16 protein-coding genes are annotated in these 18,425 nt (G+C 65.8%); 10 read left to right on the top strand and 6 right to left on the bottom strand.

Annotated elements, in window-relative coordinates; all coding sequences use genetic code 11:
- Window positions 1–15: 15 nt before the first annotated feature.
- From ACN5KJ_RS17640 to ACN5KJ_RS17630, 3 genes are read left to right on the top strand one after another with little or no spacing between them, the layout of a single operon-like run.
- Window positions 16–903, top strand: a complete 888-nt coding sequence (locus ACN5KJ_RS17640) for a carbohydrate ABC transporter permease (protein WP_418595238.1) — start codon at window positions 16–18, stop codon at window positions 901–903.
- 2 nt (window positions 904–905) lie between these two features.
- Complete coding sequence (locus tag ACN5KJ_RS17635) at window positions 906–1,742, top strand: ABC transporter permease subunit (protein ID WP_206563464.1); 837 nt, start codon at window positions 906–908, stop codon at window positions 1,740–1,742.
- Between the two features lie 43 nt (window positions 1,743–1,785).
- Window positions 1,786–2,850 carry an ABC transporter ATP-binding protein gene (locus ACN5KJ_RS17630; protein ID WP_418595237.1) on the top strand — a complete coding sequence of 355 codons (1,065 nt, stop codon included), beginning with the start codon at window positions 1,786–1,788 and terminating at the stop codon, window positions 2,848–2,850.
- On the opposite strand, the gene ACN5KJ_RS17625 is transcribed toward ACN5KJ_RS17630, so the two are convergent.
- The 6 genes from ACN5KJ_RS17625 to ACN5KJ_RS17600 all read right to left on the bottom strand — a co-directional run bounded on the left by ACN5KJ_RS17625 (window position 2,847) and on the right by ACN5KJ_RS17600 (window position 9,732).
- Window positions 2,847–4,124, bottom strand: a complete 1,278-nt coding sequence (locus ACN5KJ_RS17625) for a hypothetical protein (protein WP_418595236.1) — start codon at window positions 4,122–4,124, stop codon at window positions 2,847–2,849. The two genes, ACN5KJ_RS17630 and ACN5KJ_RS17625, sit on opposite strands and share 4 nt — an antisense overlap.
- 160 nt (window positions 4,125–4,284) lie before the next feature.
- A complete protein-coding gene (locus tag ACN5KJ_RS17620) occupies window positions 4,285–5,241 on the bottom strand; it encodes a sugar-binding transcriptional regulator (RefSeq protein ID WP_418595235.1) in 957 nt (318 codons plus the stop codon).
- Window positions 5,231–6,130, bottom strand: a complete 900-nt coding sequence (locus ACN5KJ_RS17615) for an ABC transporter permease (RefSeq protein WP_418595234.1) — start codon at window positions 6,128–6,130, stop codon at window positions 5,231–5,233. The genes ACN5KJ_RS17620 and ACN5KJ_RS17615 overlap by 11 nt, the downstream gene beginning before the upstream one ends.
- 4 nt (window positions 6,131–6,134) lie before the next feature.
- Window positions 6,135–7,160: an ABC transporter permease gene (locus tag ACN5KJ_RS17610; protein ID WP_418595233.1), complete on the bottom strand. Its 1,026-nt coding sequence runs from the start codon at window positions 7,158–7,160 to the stop codon at window positions 6,135–6,137.
- Window positions 7,157–8,704: an ABC transporter ATP-binding protein gene (locus ACN5KJ_RS17605; protein WP_418595232.1), complete on the bottom strand. Its 1,548-nt coding sequence runs from the start codon at window positions 8,702–8,704 to the stop codon at window positions 7,157–7,159. Before ACN5KJ_RS17605 ends, ACN5KJ_RS17610 begins: the two co-directional genes overlap by 4 nt.
- Before the next feature lie 11 nt (window positions 8,705–8,715).
- Window positions 8,716–9,732: a BMP family ABC transporter substrate-binding protein gene (locus tag ACN5KJ_RS17600; protein ID WP_418595231.1), complete on the bottom strand. Its 1,017-nt coding sequence runs from the start codon at window positions 9,730–9,732 to the stop codon at window positions 8,716–8,718.
- 163 nt (window positions 9,733–9,895) lie between these two features.
- Here ACN5KJ_RS17600 and ACN5KJ_RS17595 point away from each other — a divergent pair, with 163 nt between their 5' ends.
- The 7 genes from ACN5KJ_RS17595 to ACN5KJ_RS17565 are packed head-to-tail and all read left to right on the top strand — an operon-like array spanning window position 9,896 to window position 18,419.
- On the top strand, window positions 9,896–10,732 hold the full coding sequence (locus ACN5KJ_RS17595) for a purine-nucleoside phosphorylase (RefSeq protein ID WP_418595230.1): 837 nt from the start codon (window positions 9,896–9,898) through the stop codon (window positions 10,730–10,732).
- Window positions 10,729–12,033 (top strand): amidohydrolase family protein, encoded by a 1,305-nt coding sequence (locus ACN5KJ_RS17590; protein ID WP_418595229.1) that lies wholly within the window; start codon window positions 10,729–10,731, stop codon window positions 12,031–12,033. The genes ACN5KJ_RS17595 and ACN5KJ_RS17590 overlap by 4 nt, the downstream gene beginning before the upstream one ends.
- Window positions 12,033–13,073 carry an S-methyl-5-thioribose-1-phosphate isomerase gene (mtnA, locus tag ACN5KJ_RS17585; RefSeq protein ID WP_418595228.1) on the top strand — a complete coding sequence of 347 codons (1,041 nt, stop codon included), beginning with the start codon at window positions 12,033–12,035 and terminating at the stop codon, window positions 13,071–13,073. Before ACN5KJ_RS17590 ends, mtnA begins: the two co-directional genes overlap by 1 nt.
- Window positions 13,070–15,346, top strand: coding sequence for a molybdopterin-dependent oxidoreductase (locus ACN5KJ_RS17580; protein WP_418595227.1), 2,277 nt, complete (start codon window positions 13,070–13,072; stop codon window positions 15,344–15,346). The genes mtnA and ACN5KJ_RS17580 overlap by 4 nt, the downstream gene beginning before the upstream one ends.
- The gene (locus ACN5KJ_RS17575) at window positions 15,343–16,269 is read left to right on the top strand and encodes a transketolase (protein WP_418595226.1); all 927 of its coding nucleotides are present in this window, start codon (window positions 15,343–15,345) and stop codon (window positions 16,267–16,269) included. Before ACN5KJ_RS17580 ends, ACN5KJ_RS17575 begins: the two co-directional genes overlap by 4 nt.
- A gap of 12 nt (window positions 16,270–16,281) precedes the next feature.
- Entirely contained in the window at window positions 16,282–17,286 is a 1,005-nt protein-coding gene (locus ACN5KJ_RS17570; RefSeq protein WP_418595225.1) for a transketolase family protein, read from the top strand.
- Window positions 17,286–18,419 (top strand): RuBisCO large subunit C-terminal-like domain-containing protein, encoded by a 1,134-nt coding sequence (locus ACN5KJ_RS17565; protein WP_418595224.1) that lies wholly within the window; start codon window positions 17,286–17,288, stop codon window positions 18,417–18,419. Before ACN5KJ_RS17570 ends, ACN5KJ_RS17565 begins: the two co-directional genes overlap by 1 nt.
- Window positions 18,420–18,425 lie beyond the last annotated feature (6 nt).

Raw genomic sequence — 18,425 nt, 5'->3', positions numbered from 1 at the left:
TGCATGAGGCAGACCATGTTGAAACGTAAGAAGTTCTGGTTCGCGATACTTGCGATTATTCCGACATTCGCGATTTTCGGATGGGTGCGTATGTATCCGATCATCGAGACGCTTCGGCTGAGCATGTACCAATGGAACCTGCTGTCGAAGGACAAGATCTTCGTCGGACTGGCAAACTTTGCAGAGTTGTTCGGTGACGATCAGTTCCTCGATGCGCTGACCAATACCGCGATCATTGCCTTCGGCGCCATGGTCATCACGATCCCCACGTCAATGGCGCTGGCCGGTGTCATCTATCACCGGACCCGCAGCCGCTTTGCCGGGTTCTACGAAACCGCCGTCTTCATCCCGCATGTCGTGTCGCTTGTACCGGCAGCCATGGCCTGGAAATGGATCTTCGACGCCAAGCTGGGGCCGCTGAACGCGATCATCGTGTCGCTTGGCGGAGAGGCGCAGGCCTGGCTGTTCGATCCCGTACTCTCGGTTGTCTGCATCATCCTGCTGGTGTCGTGGCAAACGCTGGGCTACGCCGTGCTGATCTATCTGGTCGGGTTCCGGAACCTGCCGAAATCGGTCTTCGAGGCGGCCCGGCTGGACGGCGCCAACGGGGTGCAGTCCTTCCTTTACATGTCGGTGCCGCTGCTGAAGCCGATCACGCTTTACGTTTCCGTCGTCACCCTGATTTCGGGGTTCAACGTCTATGCGCAGGCCTATGTTCTGGCCTCGGACACGCAGGGCGCGCCGGGCAGGCTGGTCCGGGTTCTGGTGCTCGACATGCTCGAGAACAGCTTCCAGAACTTCCGTGTCGGCTATGCCGCCGCAGAGGCCGTGATCCTCTTGCTTATCGTTCTGGTGCTGACCACGGTCCAGTTCGGCCTGCTGCGTCAGAAGGGGGGGAACTGATCATGTCCGCCAAAGCCCGCACCCGCCGTTCGAACTTCCTGATCGATGTGGCGCTGTTCCTGGTCTGCCTGGTGCTGCTGCTGCCTCTGATCATGCTGATCTCGAACGGCTTCAAGACCCCGGCAGAGATGCTTCAGTGGCCGCCCACCCTGCTGCCCCGCAATCCGACGCTGGAGAACTTCGTCACGGTCTTCACCGAGACGCCGCTGCTGCGCTGGATGTTCAACAGCTTCGCCTTCGCCTTCCTGTCGATGATCGCCATCGTCGCGACCTCTGCGCTGGCGGGCTATGTCGTGGCCAAGTTCCCCTTCAGGACGATCAACGTGATCTTCATCCTGTTTCTGACAACGGCGATCATCCCCTTCGAGGTCTACATGATCCCGCTGTATTTTCAGGTGAAGGCGCTGGGGGTGCTGAATTCGATCACCGGCCTGTTGATCGGCTACCTGGTGATGAGCTTCGGGATCTTCCTGATCCGCCAGAACGTCCTGACCTCGGTCCCCGACGAGTTGCTCGAAGCAGCCCGGATAGACGGGGCAGGGGAGTTCTGGATCTTCACCCATATCGTACTGCCGCTGCTGCGCGGGCCGCTGGCCGCGTTAGCCGTGCTCGCCTTCTTCCAGGCCTGGACCGCCTTTGCCTGGCCGATCATCACGCTGACCCGGAAGACAGCCTTCACCATCGAAGTCGGCCTTGCGAACTTCCAAAGCGCCTACACCGTCGAACTGTCCCTGCTGAGCGCGGCCTCCGCCGCCGTCATGGTGCCTTCCGTGCTCGCGTTTGTCCTGCTGCGCCGCAACTTCGTCGAAGGCATCGCGGCAAGCGGGATGAAGGAATGAAACCCGTCTTGAACCCTGTTCAGCGACTTCTGAAAGACTGGTAATGACCCAAGTTGAAATCAAAGACCTGAGAAAAAGCTTTGGCGCCGTCGAAACCCTGCACGGGGTGTCCGTCGAGATCCCCGATGGGGCCTTCGTGGCGCTTGTCGGGCCCTCGGGCTGCGGGAAATCGACCATTCTGCGCCTGATTGCGGGCCTCGAGGAAATCACCAGCGGCGAGATCCGTGTCGGCGACCGGGTGATCAACGACGTGGAATCCAAGAACCGCGATATCGCCATGGTGTTTCAGAACTATGCGCTCTACCCGCATATGACCGTGGCGCAGAACATGGGCTTCTCGCTGCGGCTGCTGAAAACGCCGAAGCAGGAGATCGCCAAGGCGGTGAAGGACGCCGCCGTCATGCTGGGGATCGACGGGCTGCTCGACCGGTATCCGAAACAGCTGTCCGGCGGGCAGCGGCAGCGCGTCGCCATGGGCCGGGCCATCGTGCGCCAGCCGCAGGTCTTCCTGTTCGACGAACCGCTGTCCAATCTCGACGCCAAGCTGCGCGTGCAGATGCGGGCCGAGCTGAAGGCCATGCACCAAAGGCTGCGGACAACGACGATCTACGTCACCCACGACCAGATCGAGGCCATGACCATGGCGGATATCGTGGTGGTCATGCGCGATGGCCACGTCGAGCAGGTCGGCAAGCCGCTCGATCTCTACGACCACCCGGTCAACCGCTTCGTTGCCGGGTTCATCGGTTCGCCCGCGATGAACTTCCTTCCGGTTTCGACGCGCCGGGGCAGCGATGACGTCGTGCTGAGCGATGGCCAGACCCTTGTCCTGCCGCAATACCGGGATCTGGACGGAGCGTTCGATCTGGGGTTCCGCCCCGAACATCTGCGCCACAGTCCCGACGACGCGGGCCTGCGTGCGGTGATCGAATCCAACGAGCAGACGGGCTCGGAAACCCTGCTACAGGCGCAGCTGGCCGGGGTGTCGATCACCGCGCTGCTGCGTGAACGGTTCGATTGCCACGCCGGGGAAACCCATGGCTTCACCGTGGATCCGCAGCTGGTGCAGTTCTTCGACCGCACCAGCGGAATGCGGATCGTGCCCTAGCGACCGGCGGACCGGATCGCCGCCAGAAGGCTGAGCCCGGTGTGATAGCCGGGATCGAGATCGGGGGTCGCGGGCACAAAGTCGACGGGTCCGTCGACGGTCCGGGTTTGATAGGCAAAGCCCAGATTCTGCCGCCAGTACTGCGTGAAGAAGGCCGCATCGGCCTTCTTCCACGGGGCGATCAGCCGGCTGTCCCCGGTCAACTGGTATCCAAGGGCACAGGCGCGGATCGCTTCGGGCATTGGCCACCACGGGAAATAGGGCGATTTCAGCGCGCCGCTGGAGGCCGAGAGGTAAAGCGCAATTCCCGGACCCTGCATCCCGATTTCCATGCAGCGGAGGAGTATTTCGACAATCCGGTCAAGCCGTTCCTGATCCGGGCGCACCGCGAGATGTTCGAAGGCAAAGCCGCAGAATTCGATGGCGTGCCCGACATTGCAGGTGTCTTCGCCGTGAATGGTCAGCAAAAGGCCAGAGTCGGGATCGAAATGCCGGTCGAGCACATGCGCGATAAATCGGTCCGCAAAATCGGTCTCTTCGGAATACCCAAGGCGATGCAGAAGTCCGGATACCGAAAGCAAAATCATGCGTGGCCCGAAATCATCCGGTTCCGCCGCAATATTTTCCTGTGACAGCGGTTTTTTTTCATCCATCTGAAACCGCCCGTCTTCGACTGCGGCAATGACCTCTTTGAGGTAGGTCAGGTAATTGCCCGACATCTCCGGCTCGTATAGATGCGAGGCCGCAAAAAGCCCCTTGGAGACAAAGGCGTCGGAATAGGTATATACCGATCCGGCGGGCGCCTGGGGTGTGAAGGCACCGTCTCGGGCAATCACGGGCTGTCCGTCTGGCCCATAGAGGAAATAGGCATGGCCGTCCCCGGCCTGCTTCTCGGCCAGGCGCCTGTAGAGCGCGGCACCGGTTTCGCGAAGCCTGTCCGAGAATGCTGGGTCCAAGTCCTTGTAATGCATCGTGAAACTGGCCAATGCCTCCAGCCCGCGCCCCTGTATCCAACCATAGGTGTAGTCAGGGCCGCGCGCACCCGAGGCGGCATCGTAATCGTTCCCGGTAATCGAATGCACCTTGGTATTCAGGAAACCGCCACCCAGATCTCCGCGCGCCATCAGCCAGTTCAGCGTTGCACGATTGCAGGCGTCATAGCGCTCGGCGGAGTCTTGTATCCATTCAGTATGCATTGAAACGGTCCTCGAATTTATGATAGGCGTGGATTTCGCCTGTTCTCCCTGTATTCCGCGCAGGCGTCCATTTTTCATGGGCTCTTTCTGCGACAATTCCGCGACGGAATTTCAGGCGCGCGTGGCGCCATGTTCTGATATGAGTCCCGGCATGACGCGGTTGCGCAGATCACCGGGCGGCGGGAATCTCAGAGAGTTTTCTTCGCTCGCCCGTCGAATTGCAACGAATAAATCGAGGTCACGTATTCAGCAGCGCGGCGGCCGTGGCGGAACAGGTGACAAGGTGGGTCGTAATGCCGGCTCGCATGGTGGCCAGTATCGGATCGACCCGGTCTAGCCCGGCGGATACCAGCAGCGCGACATCCTTGCCTTTCATCTGCGCGATGTCCGCGCCGATGATACGGTTGTCCATTTCGCCAAGGATTGCATTGCCCTCGGCATCTATGAAGCGCCCGGAAATGACGGCCTGCGCGCCTCGGGCCTTGTAGGCCTCCAGCAGGTCGAGAGACACGAGGCCGCATCGGACCACGTGGCTGTCAGGCTCGCAGGACCCGGCGGCGAACAGCACCTTGTTGCAGGTGCGCACCGCGTCCAGCTGGCGTGCGATCACGGGTTCGGCGCGCAGCATCTCGGCAAGGCCGGGCTGTTCGACCAGCAGCGGTGCGTGAAGGTTGATGCAGGTGGCGTCGAACTTCTGCGCAAGATTGGCCGAGCATGTCTCGGCGGCGAAGCCCAGCGGGGTTGTCATCGAGCCGACCAGCTGGACGATCTCGATTTCGGGGATGGGGCGGCGTTCCGCATATTGCGAGACTTTGAATATCGTCTCGCCCCAGGACACACCCAGCCGGTCCCCACGCGCCAGCAGCTGCGGTAGCCAGTCCGAGGCCGCGCGGGCCACGCGTGACAGGGTCTGGTCCCCGGTTTCGCCGGTGGGCACGACCAGGCATTCCTTCAGTCCGAATTTTTCCCGCAGCTCGCTGGAGATCTGGCGCTCGCGGAACACGTCGGGGCTGAGAGAGATCCGCACGTATTCGCGCCTGCGCGCCTCGCCGAGGTAGTTGACCACCGTCGCCCGCGATAGCCCCAGCTTCTCGGCGATCTCGGACTGGTTGAGGTCGTCGTGGTAATAGGCCCAGGCCGCTTCGATGATCTGGTCTTCGATCTGCTGGCGCTGCTGTATCGGATCACGCGGCATGGGCACGCCTTGTCCGCCGCCGGTAGCTGAGGGCCAGCACGAAGAGCGCCAGCACGTAGGGCAGGGCGTCGGTGACCTGTTGCGGCAGGCCAAGCCCCTGCAGGCGCACGCTCATCGCGTCGATAAAGCCGAAGAGCAGGGCGCCCAGCAGGATCCAGAGCAGGCGCCCCCGGCACATCATCACGATGACCAGCGCGATCCAGCCGCGCCCGGCGCTCATGCCCTCGGTAAAGAGCGTCACGTTCGAGATCGACAGTTGCGCGCCGCCAAGGGCGCAGAGCGCGCCGCAGGCGAGCAGCGCGGTTGTCTTGATCCGCTCGGGCGAGATGCCGACCGTGCGCAGCGCCTCGGCATTCTGCCCGGCGGCCCGCAGCCGCAGCCCGAGGTTGTTGTGGTGCAGGAAGCGGTGCACGGCGAAGGCCAGCGCCACCGCAAGCCAGACCAGTACCGACTGGCCCGACAGGAAGCTGCCCAGGACGGGAATATCCCCGACCGGGCCAAGGTCGATGTTGGGCAATGCGGCGATGGCGGGGTCGTCGAACTGGCCGGACACGCCGAAGAGGCTGCGCAGCAGCAGGGCGGTCAGGCCAACGGCGAGGATATTGATGCCGATGCTGACGATGATGTCGTCGCCTTTCCGCCAGACGCTGAAGAACGCGAACAACAGCCCGAAGACAGCGCCCGCGACAAGGGCCGCGGCAAGGCCCCCCAAGGGGGAGCCGGTGTAGAAGGTGCCTGCGACGGCGGCGAAGGCGCCGACCAGCATCATGCCTTCGAGAGAGATGTTGAAGACGCCCGAACGCTCGCATAGGGCGCCGCCAATGGCGGCCAGCAGCACCGGGGTGACAAGGCGCGGAACGGAATCGATCAGGGCTGCGTCAAAGAGCATCGCGTTACCTCGTGCCGCCGGAGATGGCTGTCAGTTTCCCGGCAAACCCGGCCAGCGTCAAAACGATCAGGGCCTGGATGACCTGACCGAACTCGCGCGGGATGCCTGCCGTCCGCTCCATGCCGATGGATCCTGTGGCCAGCATGGCGAAGAAAAAGGCCGTCAGCGGCACAAGGCCGGGGCGGACCGCCGCCAGCAGGACCGCGGCGATGCCGGTCCATGCATAAAGCGGCGTGGTCAGCATCCCGTCGACAAAGCGCTGGCTGCTGCCAAAGACGGCGACAAAGCCGGTCATGCCCGCCGCCGCGCCGCTGAGCATCAAGGTCCTGTAGTAGAGCCGCCTGTTGGGAAAGCCCGAGGCCCGGGCAAATCCCGCGCTGTAGCCGCGCAGGCGGCTGCGGTAGCCGAAGACGGTGAACCGTTCCAGGATGACGTAGGCCAGCGCGGCGGCGCCGATCAGGAAGATGCCGTAATCCAGGATCGTGCCCTGAAAACGCGGCAGGCCGGCCTCGCGCAGGATGCGGAAGGTCTGGGTCGCGCCGCTGGCCACGTCGCGGAAGGGATGCGACACGGCATAGGAGGCAAGGAAAGAGGCCGGGTAGTTCAGCAGCAGCGAGCCGATCAGCAGCGGCACCCCGGTGCCGCGTTCCAGCAGGCCCGCCAGAACGGCCCAGCAGGCGCCTGTCGCCATGGCCGCCAGCAGCGCGACCAGTGCGATGACAAGGGGCGGTGCGGGCAGGTAGACCCCCACCAGTGCCGCGACCAGCCCGCCCAGCACCAGCTGGCCTTCGCCGCCGATGTTCAGCAGCCCCGCGCGGAACGAGATGAGCACGGCCAGGGCCATCCCAAGCAGGATCGTGTAGCGGCTGAGGGTGGCGTAGAGGTTGAAGAAGTTGCGCCCGCCAAAGGCGCCGTTGAAGAAGCTGGCGGCGATCTCGCCGGTGCCCGGGACAAGAAGCGGAAACAGCACGAGGGCGAGCAGCCCGGCGCCGATGGGCACCAGCCTCCGGCTTGTGAACAGATGCGTCATGCGTGCGTGTCCCCGATGTGCCCGCCGCCCGCCATGGCGGCGCCTATGGCGAAGGTGTCAAGGGCGTCGCGCGGGAATATGCGCCCAATCGCGCCCTCGTAGATCACCCCGACCCGGTCGCTGAGGGCGAACAGCTCTTCAAGGTCGCTGCTGACAAGGACGATGGCGCAGCCCGATTTCGCCAGCTCGAGAAGCTGGCCGTGGATGGTTGCCATGGCGCCCACGTCGACGCCCCAGCAGGGGTTTTCGACCAGCAGCAGCCGGGGCTGTGCCGAAACCTCGCGCGCCACCACGACCTTTTGCTGGTTGCCGCCCGACAGCTTGCCCACATGTTGTTGCGCAGAGGGCGTGCGGATGTCGAATGCCTCGATAAGCGTCTCTGCATGGCGGGTCATGGCGCGCTTGCGCAGCCAGCCACGGCGCGAAAAGGCGGCGGTATGCTCGCGCCCGGCGGCGGCGTTCTCGGTGATGCTGCCTTGGGCCGCCAGACCGACCGACATGCGGTCTTCGGACATGTAGCCGATGCCTGCGGCGCGGCGCTCTGCGACGCTTTTTGCGGTGATCTCCTCGCCCTTGAACAGGACCGTTCCGCCGGTTGGGGTTTCCAGCCCCATCAGCGCGTCGACAAGCGCCTTCTGGCCATTGCCGGATACACCGGCGATCCCGAAGATCTCGCCTTCCGCCACGTCGAAGGACACCGCGTCGACGCGCGGCTTGCCCGAGGGGCGGGCGACGGTGAGGTCGCGTATGCTGAGGACGGTCCGCTCGGTTGCGGCGTTGACCTTGGCGGGGGTCTCGATCTGCGCGCCGACCATCAGCCCGGCCAGTTCCGCGCGGTCCGTCGCCTCTGCCGCGCGCTCTGCCACCAGCGCGCCGCGCCGCATCACCAGGATACGCTCGGCATTTGCGATCACTTCGTCCAGCTTGTGGGAAATCAGGACGATGGAGGCGCCTTCTTTCTGAAGGCGCCGCAGCATGTCGAAGAGGGACAGGCATTCCTGCGGCGTCAGGACCGCCGTCGGTTCGTCCAGAAAGATCACCTGGGCATCGCGGAACAGCAGCTTGAGTATCTCGACGCGCTGCTTTTCCCCGACGCTGAGGTCCGCGACCGTCGCCTGCAGGTCGAGGCGGAAGTCGTAGGTCTTGATGATGTCGCGCAGCCGCGCTTCGGCGGCGCGGAAGGGGATACGGGCCAAGGGGCCGCCGCCCTCGTTGCCCACCAGCACGTTCTCGATGACGGTCAGCTCGGGGTACAGCTTGAAATGCTGGTGCACCATGCCGAACCCGGCGTCGATCGCATCGCGTGCCGAGGCGAAGCGGCGCGGCGTCCCGTCAACCTCGACATGGCCGGTATCGGGGTCGACAAGGCCGAACAGAACGCCCATCGCCGTCGATTTTCCGGCGCCGTTTTCGCCGATCAGGGCAAGGAACTCTCCCTGTCGGATGTCGAAGCTGACATCCGACAGGGCCTTGACCGGCCCAAAGGACCGGGAAACGTTGCGCAGGCTGCAAACCGCGCGGTCGGCGGGGACGGGTGTCGGCACGCTGGCCCCCGTCACTCGGCCGTCAGCGGGTCGTTCACGGTCACGTCGCCCGAGATGATCCGGGCGGCCAGCGCGCGCGTTTCCTCGGCGACGGCGGGCATCTCGGCGATCAGGCAGCCGCTTTCGGCGATGGCATCGGCCTCGTCCATGGCGATGGCGCCCATGCCCGTTTCTGCCAGGCCAAAGCTGGCGAACATCGCGTCCTCGCCCGCGGCGATGGCTTCGAGGGATTGCAGGATGGCTTCGTCAACCCGCTTCAGCGCGCTGTCGATCATCCGGCCCTCGGCGAATTCGCAAAGGTTGGTGTCGACGCCGAAGACCTTGAAGCCCGCCTCTGACGCGGCCTCGAAGACGCCAAAGCTGCCACCGGCGGCGGCGGCATAGATCACGTCGGCGCCCTGCGCGCCGAGGGCCAGCGCCTGTTCCTTGGCGCGCACCGGGTCCGAGAAGGGGTTCTGCCCGCCGACCCAGCGCACCTCGACATCGATGTCCGGGTTCTGGTGGCGTGCGCCATCGGCGAAGCTGTCGGTATAGCGGTGCATGAAGGGAATATCGATCGGCCCGACCACGCCCAGCTTGCCGGTCTCGGATGCCTTGGCGGCCATGAAGCCCATCAGGAAAGAGGCTTCGTGTTCGCGGAAGACGGCGCAGTGGATATTCGCGGGGCGATCGCCCTGCGGGCAGGCGTCGACGATCAGGAAGTCCGTATCCGGTGCCGTCGGCGCGACCTCGAGCACCCCGTCGACCGCCGAAAAGCTGACCGCCACGACGATGTCGGCGCCGTTGCCGACGGCGGCGTAGAGGTTTTCCAGCATCGCCGGGGGCGAGTCGCTTTCGTAGCTGGCGAGGGTGCCGTTCATGGCGGCGGCGGCGGCCTCGCTGCCTTCGCGGCCAAGGCGCAGGAAGGCGTTGTTCCCGATCGGGTTCGGCGTCACGTAAATGATCTGCTCACCTTCGGCCAGGGCGGGGGCGGCAAAGCCTGCCATGCCCAAAGTCGCGGCGGCGGCAGCGGCGGCAAGATGTTTCATTTCGGATACTCCCTGTTCTGATCGTCGCGGCCACGCATAGGGGCGGCGCCCTCTCAGGCGCAAGCGGTAGCGGTGAAATCGTCAAATGTCAAATGAATTGACATTTGCGTACTGACAACCTATGCCTCGGCTCGACCCTGCTGGCAACTGGATGGAGTGTGACATGTTGAAAGAGCATCTGTCAGAGGCGGTCGCTGCCGTCCGGGCCCTGTCCGAAGTCACGCCAGAGATCGCGCTGGTCCTTGGCTCGGGGCTTGGGCCGCTGGCGGATGCGATCGAGGGGGTCGAGATTCCCTATCGCGACATTCCGCATTTTCCCGTGTCGACCGCGCCGGGCCATGACGGTGTGCTTCTGCTGGGGACGCTGTTCGGGCGGCGCGTTGTCGCGATGCGCGGGCGCGTGCACATGTACGAAGGCTATTCCGCCGCCGAGGTCACCTTTCCGATCCGCCTGATGGCGGCGCTGGGGGCGCGGACGGCGGTCTTCACCAATGCCGCCGGGGGCATCGGGGGCGGGTTCGAGGTGGGCGACCTTGCGGTGATCGAGGATCACCTTTCGCTGCCCGTCGTCTGCGGCGGCGATCCCTTGCGCGGGCCGAACGACGACAGTCTGGGCGCGCGCTTCGTGTCGATGAACCAGGCTTACGATCCGGCGCTTCTGTCGCTTGCGCGGTCGCTCGATCCATCGATGCGGGCGGGCGTCTATGCGCATGTGGTCGGCCCCAGCTTCGAGCCGCCGGCGCTGATCCGGCTGTTGCAGGCCGCCGGGTGCAGCCTGGTGGGGATGTCCACGGTCCCCGAGGTGATCGTGGCGCGCCATGCGGGCATGAAGGTGCTGGCGATCTCGGCGGTCACGAACCTGGCCGTCGGCGATATCGCCTCGTCCCATATCACCAACGAGGACGAGGTCTGGGAGGCGGTCAAGATCGTCCAGCCGAAACTGCTGGCCCTGATGGAGCGCCTGCTGCCAGGGGTGCCCACGGTCGGAGAGGCCTCGTGAAGGTCGACACGCTTCTGACCAACGGCACCGTCCTGACGATGGACGACGGCTTTCGTGTCGTCGACGGGGGCTGTGTCGCGATCACCGACGGCGTGATCAGCCATGTCGGCCCGCTGCCCGAGGGCGTGACCGCCGGGACGACCGTGGATGCGCAGGGCGGGCTGATCCTGCCCGGCTTTATCAACACCCATTGTCACGCGGCCATGTCGCTGTTTCGGGGCCTGGCGGACAACGTGGACCTGGGGCAGTTCCTGAACACGGTCTGGGCGGCGGAGCGCGCGCATGTCACGCCGGACACCGCCTATCTGGGCGCCAAGCTCAGCGCCGTAGAGATGGCCCTGGGCGGGGTGACGCATTTTCTGGACATGTATTGGCATGTAGACGCGACGGTGGCGGCGGCGGGCGATGTCGGTCTGGGCCTCTCTGCCGGGCCTGCCATGATCGGCGTGCCGGGGCCCGAGGGCGGCGACTGGGGCGACAGGCTGGACGTCGTGCGCGACTTCGCCGGGCGCCATGCGGCGAACCCGATGGTCGATGTCCTGCTGGTGCCGCACGGGTGTTACACGCTGGATGCCGAGAAGCTTCGCGATGTCCGCGCCCTGTCGGCAGAGCTGTCCCTGCCGGTGCACATCCATGCCTCCGAAGCGGCCTGGGAGCTGGACCTGGTGGCCAAGGCCTATGGGCAGCGCCCGGTGCGGGCGCTGGCCGAGGCCGGGTTGCTGGATGGGCCGCTGCTGTTGGCCCATGCGGTCCATCTGGACGACGACGAGATCGCGATGCTGGCAGAGGCGGGCAGCGCGGTGGCGCATTGCCCGGCCTCCAACGCAAAGCTTGCCTCCGGCATGGCGCCGGTGAAGGCGCTGATGGAGGCCGGTGTCACCCTGTCGCTGGGCACCGATGGCCCGTCGACGGGCAACGATCTGGACATGTTCAAGGCGATGCGCCTGACGGCCTACCTGCATGCGCTGCGGACCGGCGCGCCGGATACGCTCTCGGCGCGGGATATCGTCGCGATGGCCACCATCGGCGGCGCGAAGGCGCTTGGCCTGTCCGCGCGGCAGGGGTCGCTGGAGGTCGGAAAGCAGGCCGATGTCGTCGTCCTGCGCACCGATGCGCCGCATATGGTGCCGGTCTACGACCCCTATTCCGCGCTGGTCTACAGCGCCGGGCGAGAGGACGTCGCCCATGTCTTCGCGCGGGGCCGGGCTGTCGTTCGCGACGGCGGGCTGGTCGCGCCCGTGGCGGGGCTGGCGGAACAGGTCCGGCGCCTTGCCGCCGAAATAGGGAAAGGATCACTGTAATGAGTTTTCGTGCAATCGAATGGCGGTCCGAGGCCGGGATCCTGCGGCTGATCGACCAGAAGGTCCTGCCGGGCGAGACCCGCTACCAGGAGCTGACCCGCGTCGAAGAGGTCGCCGAGGCCATCCGCGACATGACCGTTCGCGGTGCGCCGGCCATCGGCGTTGCGGCGGCCTTTGGCATCCTCATGGTCAGCCGGGGCCGCGAGGGGGACGACCGGCGCCGCGCGCTGCAAAGCGCCGATGCGCTGCTGCGCGCCTCGCGCCCGACGGCGGTCAACCTGTTCTGGGCGCTGGACCGGCTGAAGGCGGTCTGGAACAGGCCAGAGGCCACCGGCCCCGAGATCGAGGCCGAAGTGCTTGCGATCGAGGCCGAGGACGTGGCGGTGAACCGCGCGATCTCGAAACATGCTCTGACGCTCTGTCCGCAAGAGGTGACCTTCTTCCACCACTGCAATACCGGCTCGCTTGCGACCGTCGATCTGGGCACCGCCCTGGGGGTGATCCGCAGCGCGCATGAGGCCGGTCACAAGGTCATGGCCTATCTCGACGAGACGCGCCCCCGGTTGCAGGGGGCCAAGCTGTCCTCGTTCGAGCTGATGCAATACGGCGTGCCCCATGCCATCGTCGTGGACGGCGCTTCGGCCCATGTCATGCGGACGCGCAAGGTCGATATGGCCATTGTCGGCTGTGACCGGGTCGCGGCCAATGGCGATACCGCGAACAAGATCGGGACCTACAACCTGGCCCTGGCCGCGCAGGACAACGGCGTGCCGTTCTACGTCGCCGCGCCGATGTCGACGATCGATTTCGACACGCCCTCGGGGGACGATATCGAGATCGAAGAGCGCGACGCCGGGGAAATCACCCGCATCGGGGATTGCGAGATCGCACCGCCCGGCGCCCCCGCCTTCAACCCGGCCTTCGACGTTACGCCGAACCGGCTGATCTCGGGCATCATCACCGAATATGGCATTGCCCGCGCGCCCTTTGGCGAAAGCCTGGCCGCGCTCAGGTCTGAGATTGGCAAGGCGCCGGTATGACCGACGCCCGGTCCCGGATGCCGCTGACGGCGATGCATTGGGGCACCTACCGCGCCGAAACGCGGGACGGGCGCCTCTGTGCCCTGCATCCCTTCGAGATGGATGTCGACCCCTCGCCGATTGCCGGGGGGTATATCGGCGCGCTGGACGCTGACAGCCGGATCACGACGCCGATGGTGCGGCAGGGCTGGTTGCAGGATCCGCAGGGCCGGGACCGGGAGCGGCGCGGGGCGGACAGCTTCGTGGCGGTCTCGTGGGACGAGGCCGAGCGGCTGGTCGCGCAAGAGCTGTTGCGGGTCAGGCAGGCCCATGGATGCGGGGCCATCTATGCCGGGTCCTACGGCTGGGCCAGCGCCGGGCGGTTTCACCATCCGCAGGGCCATCTGCGCCGTTTCCTCAACCTTCTGGGCGGTCATGTGGGATCGAAGAACACCTACAGCCTGGCCGCCGGAGAGGTGATCACCAAATACGCCGTCGGCGGTTTCGATGTAGCCGCCGGGGGCACCACAGACTGGCGCACGCTGGTGGCGCATTGCGAGACGCTGGTGGCCTTCGGCGGGATGCGCGTCACGAACGGCCAGATATCGCAGGGGGGATGTGGCCGGCATCGCCAGCGCGAGGCCATGCAGCAGGCCCATGCCCAGGGCGTGAATTTCGTGAACGTGTCGCCGCTGCGGGACGATATGCTGGCGGAGCTTTCCGCCGACTGGCTACCGATCCGGCCCTCGACGGATACGGCGCTGGTGCTGGGGCTTTGTCACACGCTCTTGCAGGACGGGCTGCACGATGGCGCCTTCCTCGACCGCTACACGGTCGGGTTCGACAGGTTCGCCGACTATCTGACGGGCAGGGCCGACGGTGTCGTGAAATCCGCAGACTGGGCCTCGGGGATCTGCGATATCGCGGCGGAGCGCATCGTGGAACTGGCGCGCCGCATGGCCATGACCCGGACGATGATCTCGGCCAGCTGGTCGCTGACCCGGCAGGACCACGGCGAACAGCCGTTCTGGGCGGTGATCGCGCTGGCCTCGATGCTGGGGCAGATCGGCCTGCCCGGCGGCGGCTTCGGGCTGGGCTATTCGGCAGTGAACTCGATGGGGCTGGAAAACACCGGGCTGCATTTCCCGCCCTTGCCGCAGGGCCGGAATCCGGTCACGGATTTCATTCCCGTCGCGCGCGTCGCCGAGATGCTGGAGCGCCCGGGCGAGACCTATGACTACGACGGCGAAACGCGGACCTACCCCGACGCAAGGCTGGTGTGGTGGGCCGGGGGCAACCCCTTCCACCACCACCAGGACCTCGGGCGGTTGCGCGCGGCATGGCGCAGGCCCGACACCGTCATCGTGAACGACTGGTGCTGGACGGCCACGGCGCAGCATGCCGATATCGTGCTGCCCTGCACCACGCCGCTGGAACGCCGCGACCTTTGCATGGGCGGACGCGATCCCTTTGTCATCGCCATGGAGCAGGTGGCACAGCCGCCCGAAGGCGTGCGCGACGACTATGACATCTTCGCGGGGATGGCCCGGGCCATGGGTCTTGAGGCCGCCTTCACCGAGGGCCGCAGCGCCGGGGACTGGCAGCGCTGGATGTACGAGGCCGGGCGCGAGGCGGCCGGGCAACGGGGCATCGACCTGCCGGACTACGACTCCTTGCGCGAACAGGGCTGGCACCGGGTCGAGCCCCCGGAGAAACCGCAGGTTCTCTTGCAGGCCTTCCGGGAAGACCCGGAGGCCAACCCGCTGCCCACGCCCAGTGGCCGGATCGAGATATGGTCCGACCGGATCGCGTCCTTCGCTTACGAGGATTGCCCGCCGCATCCGTCGTGGCTGGAGCCCTTCGAGTGGCTGGGCAAGTGCCAGCCGGACGAGCTGCACCTGATCTCGAACCAGCCGACGACCAAGCTGCACTCGCAGCTGGATCAGGGGGTGTTCAGCCAGTCCGCCAAGGTCAACGGATACGAGCCGGTGCGGATCAGCCCGGATGATGCCGCAGAGCGCGGGATTGTCGATGGCGCCCTCGTAGAGCTCTACAACGCGCGGGGCCGCTGCCTTTGTGCCGCGGTCCTCGACGACCGGCTGCGCCCGGGTGTCGTTCAGGTCAGCACCGGGGCCTGGTACGCGCCCGACCCGCATGCACCGGACCTGTGCAGGAACGGCAATCCGAACGTCCTGACCCGTGACAAGGGAACCTCGCGGCTGTCGCAGGGCTGTTCGGCGCACACATGCCTGGTCCGTATCCGAAAATTCCAGTCCGAAGGAAAAGTGTCGTGAACAATCGAAAACCCACCGAAGACGTGGCCCTTGGCATCCGCCGTCGCGTGTTCGAACACGCCATGCGCAACAATGGCGGCTACCTCTCGCAGGCCTGTTCCGCCGCCGAGCAGCTGGCCTGGCTTTACAATGAAGAGCTGAACCTGGGCGAGCCGACCCTGCCGATGATCCCCAAGCCCTTTGCGGGCGTGCCCTCGGCCTCCAACCCCGAGTATCACACCGGCGCGGGCTACAACGGCCCGTTCGAGCCGCAGTTCGACCGCCTGTTCATCGCTCCGGCGCATTATGCGCTGGTCGCCTATGCCACGCTGATCGAGGTGGGCCGCATGGCGCCCGAGGGGCTGGAGATGTTCAACAAGGACGGCTCTTCGGTCGAGATGATCGGGGCCGAGCACAGCCCCGGCATGGAAGTGCACAACGGCACCCTTGGCATCGGCCTGTCCACCGCGGCGGGTCTTGCCTACGGGCGCAGGCTGCGCGGCGACACCGGCCGGACCTGGGTGTTCATGTCCGATGGCGAGGTGCAGGAAGGCCAGACCTGGGAAGCGGTGCAGGCCTGCGCCCATCACGGCATCGACAACGTCTGCGCGATCATGGACGTCAACAACCAGCAATGCGACGGCGCCATGTCCAGCGTGATGGAGGTCGGCGACATCCGCCGGAAATTCATCGAGTTCGGCGCCGCCTGCGTTGATGTCGATGGCCACGATCTTGGGGCGATCCGCGATGCGGTCCGCGAGCCGCATGACGGAAAACCCCTGATCATCCTCGCCCATACCAACCCGTTCCACACGATGCCTGTGCTCGAAGAGCGGTTTCCGAGGCTGCACTACGTCCGGTTCAAATCCGAGGACGAGCGCGCCCGCTTCAACCACTCGATTGCGGCCGACCTTGGCGTCGAGCCCATCGACTACAGCCATTGAGGAGTTCAGACCATGATTGAGATGGTGAGCCGCCCCTACGCCAAGGCCTTCGAGTCCTTTGCCGCCGGAAATCCCGACATCCTCTGCCTGAGCGCCGATCTGACCTCGTCCTGCGAGATCGACGGGTTCCGCGACCGCCACCCGGACCAGTTCCTGTCGCTGGGCATGGCCGAGCAGAACATGATGAGCTTTGCCGGCGGTCTTGCGCTGGCCGGGTTCCGCCCCTTCATCCATACCTTCGGAGTCTTCATGTACCGGCGCCCCTACGACCAGCTGATGGCCTCGATCGCCTATCCCCGCCGCAAGGTGCGGATGATGGGCTTTCTTCCCGGCGTCACCACGCCGGGCGGGATGACGCATCAGGCCATCGAGGATGTCTCTGTCATGCGGTCGATCCCCAACATGACCATCCTGGAAACCGGCGATGCGACCGAGGTGGAAAGCATCTGCGAGGCGGCAGACAGCATCGACGGGCCGGTCTGGTGCCGCGTCCTGCGCGGATCGGTGCCGCGCCTGTTCGACACGCCGATCAAGGTGGGCGAGATGCGCGAGCTTGCCAGCGGCGAGGATGTGCTGATCGTCACCTCTGGCATCAGCACCGAAGAGGCCATGCGCGCGCGCGCGGCGCTGTCGCGCGTCGGGGTCAGCTTCCGCCACCTCCACCTGCACACTATCAAGCCCTTCGACGCGCAGGCGCTTCTGGATCATATCGGCAGTGTCCGCCATGGCGTCGTCACACTTGAAAACCACGTGACCGAGGGCGGCATCGGCAGTCTGGTGGCAGAAACCATGGCCGATGCGGGCGTGGGCAAGCGCCTTGTCCGGCTGGGGCTGAAGGACACCTACGCCCATGGCGGCTCGCGGGGGTATCTGATGCGGCACTACGGTCTGGACGCGCTGGCGCTGGTCGGCGGGATCGAAAAGCTGATGGGGGCGCAGTTCGACATCACCGAAGACGATCTGGCCGCCGCCCGGGTCGACGAGGTGCATTCGCTGGTGAAGGCCGAGGCGCTGTGATGGACCGCTTCGCCGTCACCTACCGGCTGGCCGCGGGCGCGCCCGCCGAGGCCGAAGAACTGGCCGCGGCCATCGCGCTGGAAGACACGGTCGAGATCCCCCGGGATGTGGTCCCGACAGGCTATGTCGAGGACGTGGTTCTGGGCCGTGTGCAGGGGCTGGAGCAGGTGGGTGACGGCGTTTGGCATGCCCGGATCGGCTACCATGTCGACGCGGTTGGCAGGGAACTGCCGCAGCTGGTCAATGTGATCCTCGGCAATGCCTCGATCCTTCGGGGGGTCAGGGCCATCGACCTTGCGCCGGATGCGGAGCTGCGGGCGCGCTTCCCCGGCGCCCGCTTCGGCGCAGAGGGCCTGCGCGCCCTGACCGGCCGCAAGACCGGCGGCTACCTCTGCCCGGTGGTCAAACCGCAGGGGTCGTCCTCGGAAACGCTGGCCCGCTTCTGTTATCTCACCGCCCGCGCGGGCGCGGATATCGTCAAGGAAGACCACGGGCTGGCCAATCAGGACGCCGCGCCCTTCCGAGAGCGGGTGGCGATTGCCGCCGCGGCGGTGGCGCGCGCCAATGCCGAACGTGCCGATGCGGGCGACAGCACGCGGGCGCTCTATTTCGCCAGCATTGGGGGGCATGGCGATCAGGTCCGCGATCTGGCCTGCTACGCCCGCGATGCCGGGGCCGGGGGTGTCCTGCTGATGCCGGGCCTCTTCGGTTTCGATGCGATGAACCGTCTGGCACAGGATGCCGAGTTCGATCTGCCGGTCATGGCCCATCCCAGCCACCTTGGCCCCTATGTGCTGTCGCCCGATCAGGGCTATGGGCACGGGATGCTCTTCGGTCAGATGATGCGGCTTGCGGGCGCCGATATCTCGGTCTTCCCCAATCACGGCGGGCGGTTCGGCTTCTCGCCGGAGGAATGCGCCGAAATCGCCTCGGCCTGCCGGTCCGGGGCGGGTATCGGTCGCGCGATCCTGCCCAGCCCCGGCGGCGGCATGTCACCCGACCGCCTGCCCGACATGCGGGCGCAATACGGGTCTGACTGCGTCTACCTGCTGGGCGGAAGTTTGCTGCGCGAAGGGGAAGAGGTCGGCGCCGCGATCCGGGCCTGCCGCGCGGCGCTTGACGGCGACGACTGACACACG

The organism is Ponticoccus sp. (in: a-proteobacteria) (genome assembly GCF_048381735.1).
This window is presented reverse-complemented; position numbering and strand designations above follow the sequence as displayed.

Coding starts and splice junctions, on each gene's coding strand:
- ACN5KJ_RS17640 (WP_418595238.1), top strand. CDS start 16: ATGTTGAAACGTAAGAAGTTCTGGTTCGCGATACTTGCGATTATTCCG.
- ACN5KJ_RS17635 (WP_206563464.1), top strand. CDS start 906: ATGTCCGCCAAAGCCCGCACCCGCCGTTCGAACTTCCTGATCGATGTG.
- ACN5KJ_RS17630 (WP_418595237.1), top strand. CDS start 1,786: ATGACCCAAGTTGAAATCAAAGACCTGAGAAAAAGCTTTGGCGCCGTC.
- ACN5KJ_RS17625 (WP_418595236.1), bottom strand. CDS start 4,124: ATGAAAAATGGACGCCTGCGCGGAATACAGGGAGAACAGGCGAAATCC.
- ACN5KJ_RS17620 (WP_418595235.1), bottom strand. CDS start 5,241: ATGCCGCGTGATCCGATACAGCAGCGCCAGCAGATCGAAGACCAGATC.
- ACN5KJ_RS17615 (WP_418595234.1), bottom strand. CDS start 6,130: ATGCTCTTTGACGCAGCCCTGATCGATTCCGTTCCGCGCCTTGTCACC.
- ACN5KJ_RS17610 (WP_418595233.1), bottom strand. CDS start 7,160: ATGACGCATCTGTTCACAAGCCGGAGGCTGGTGCCCATCGGCGCCGGG.
- ACN5KJ_RS17600 (WP_418595231.1), bottom strand. CDS start 9,732: ATGAAACATCTTGCCGCCGCTGCCGCCGCCGCGACTTTGGGCATGGCA.
- ACN5KJ_RS17595 (WP_418595230.1), top strand. CDS start 9,896: ATGTTGAAAGAGCATCTGTCAGAGGCGGTCGCTGCCGTCCGGGCCCTG.
- mtnA (WP_418595228.1), top strand. CDS start 12,033: ATGAGTTTTCGTGCAATCGAATGGCGGTCCGAGGCCGGGATCCTGCGG.
- ACN5KJ_RS17580 (WP_418595227.1), top strand. CDS start 13,070: ATGACCGACGCCCGGTCCCGGATGCCGCTGACGGCGATGCATTGGGGC.
- ACN5KJ_RS17570 (WP_418595225.1), top strand. CDS start 16,282: ATGATTGAGATGGTGAGCCGCCCCTACGCCAAGGCCTTCGAGTCCTTT.
- ACN5KJ_RS17565 (WP_418595224.1), top strand. CDS start 17,286: ATGGACCGCTTCGCCGTCACCTACCGGCTGGCCGCGGGCGCGCCCGCC.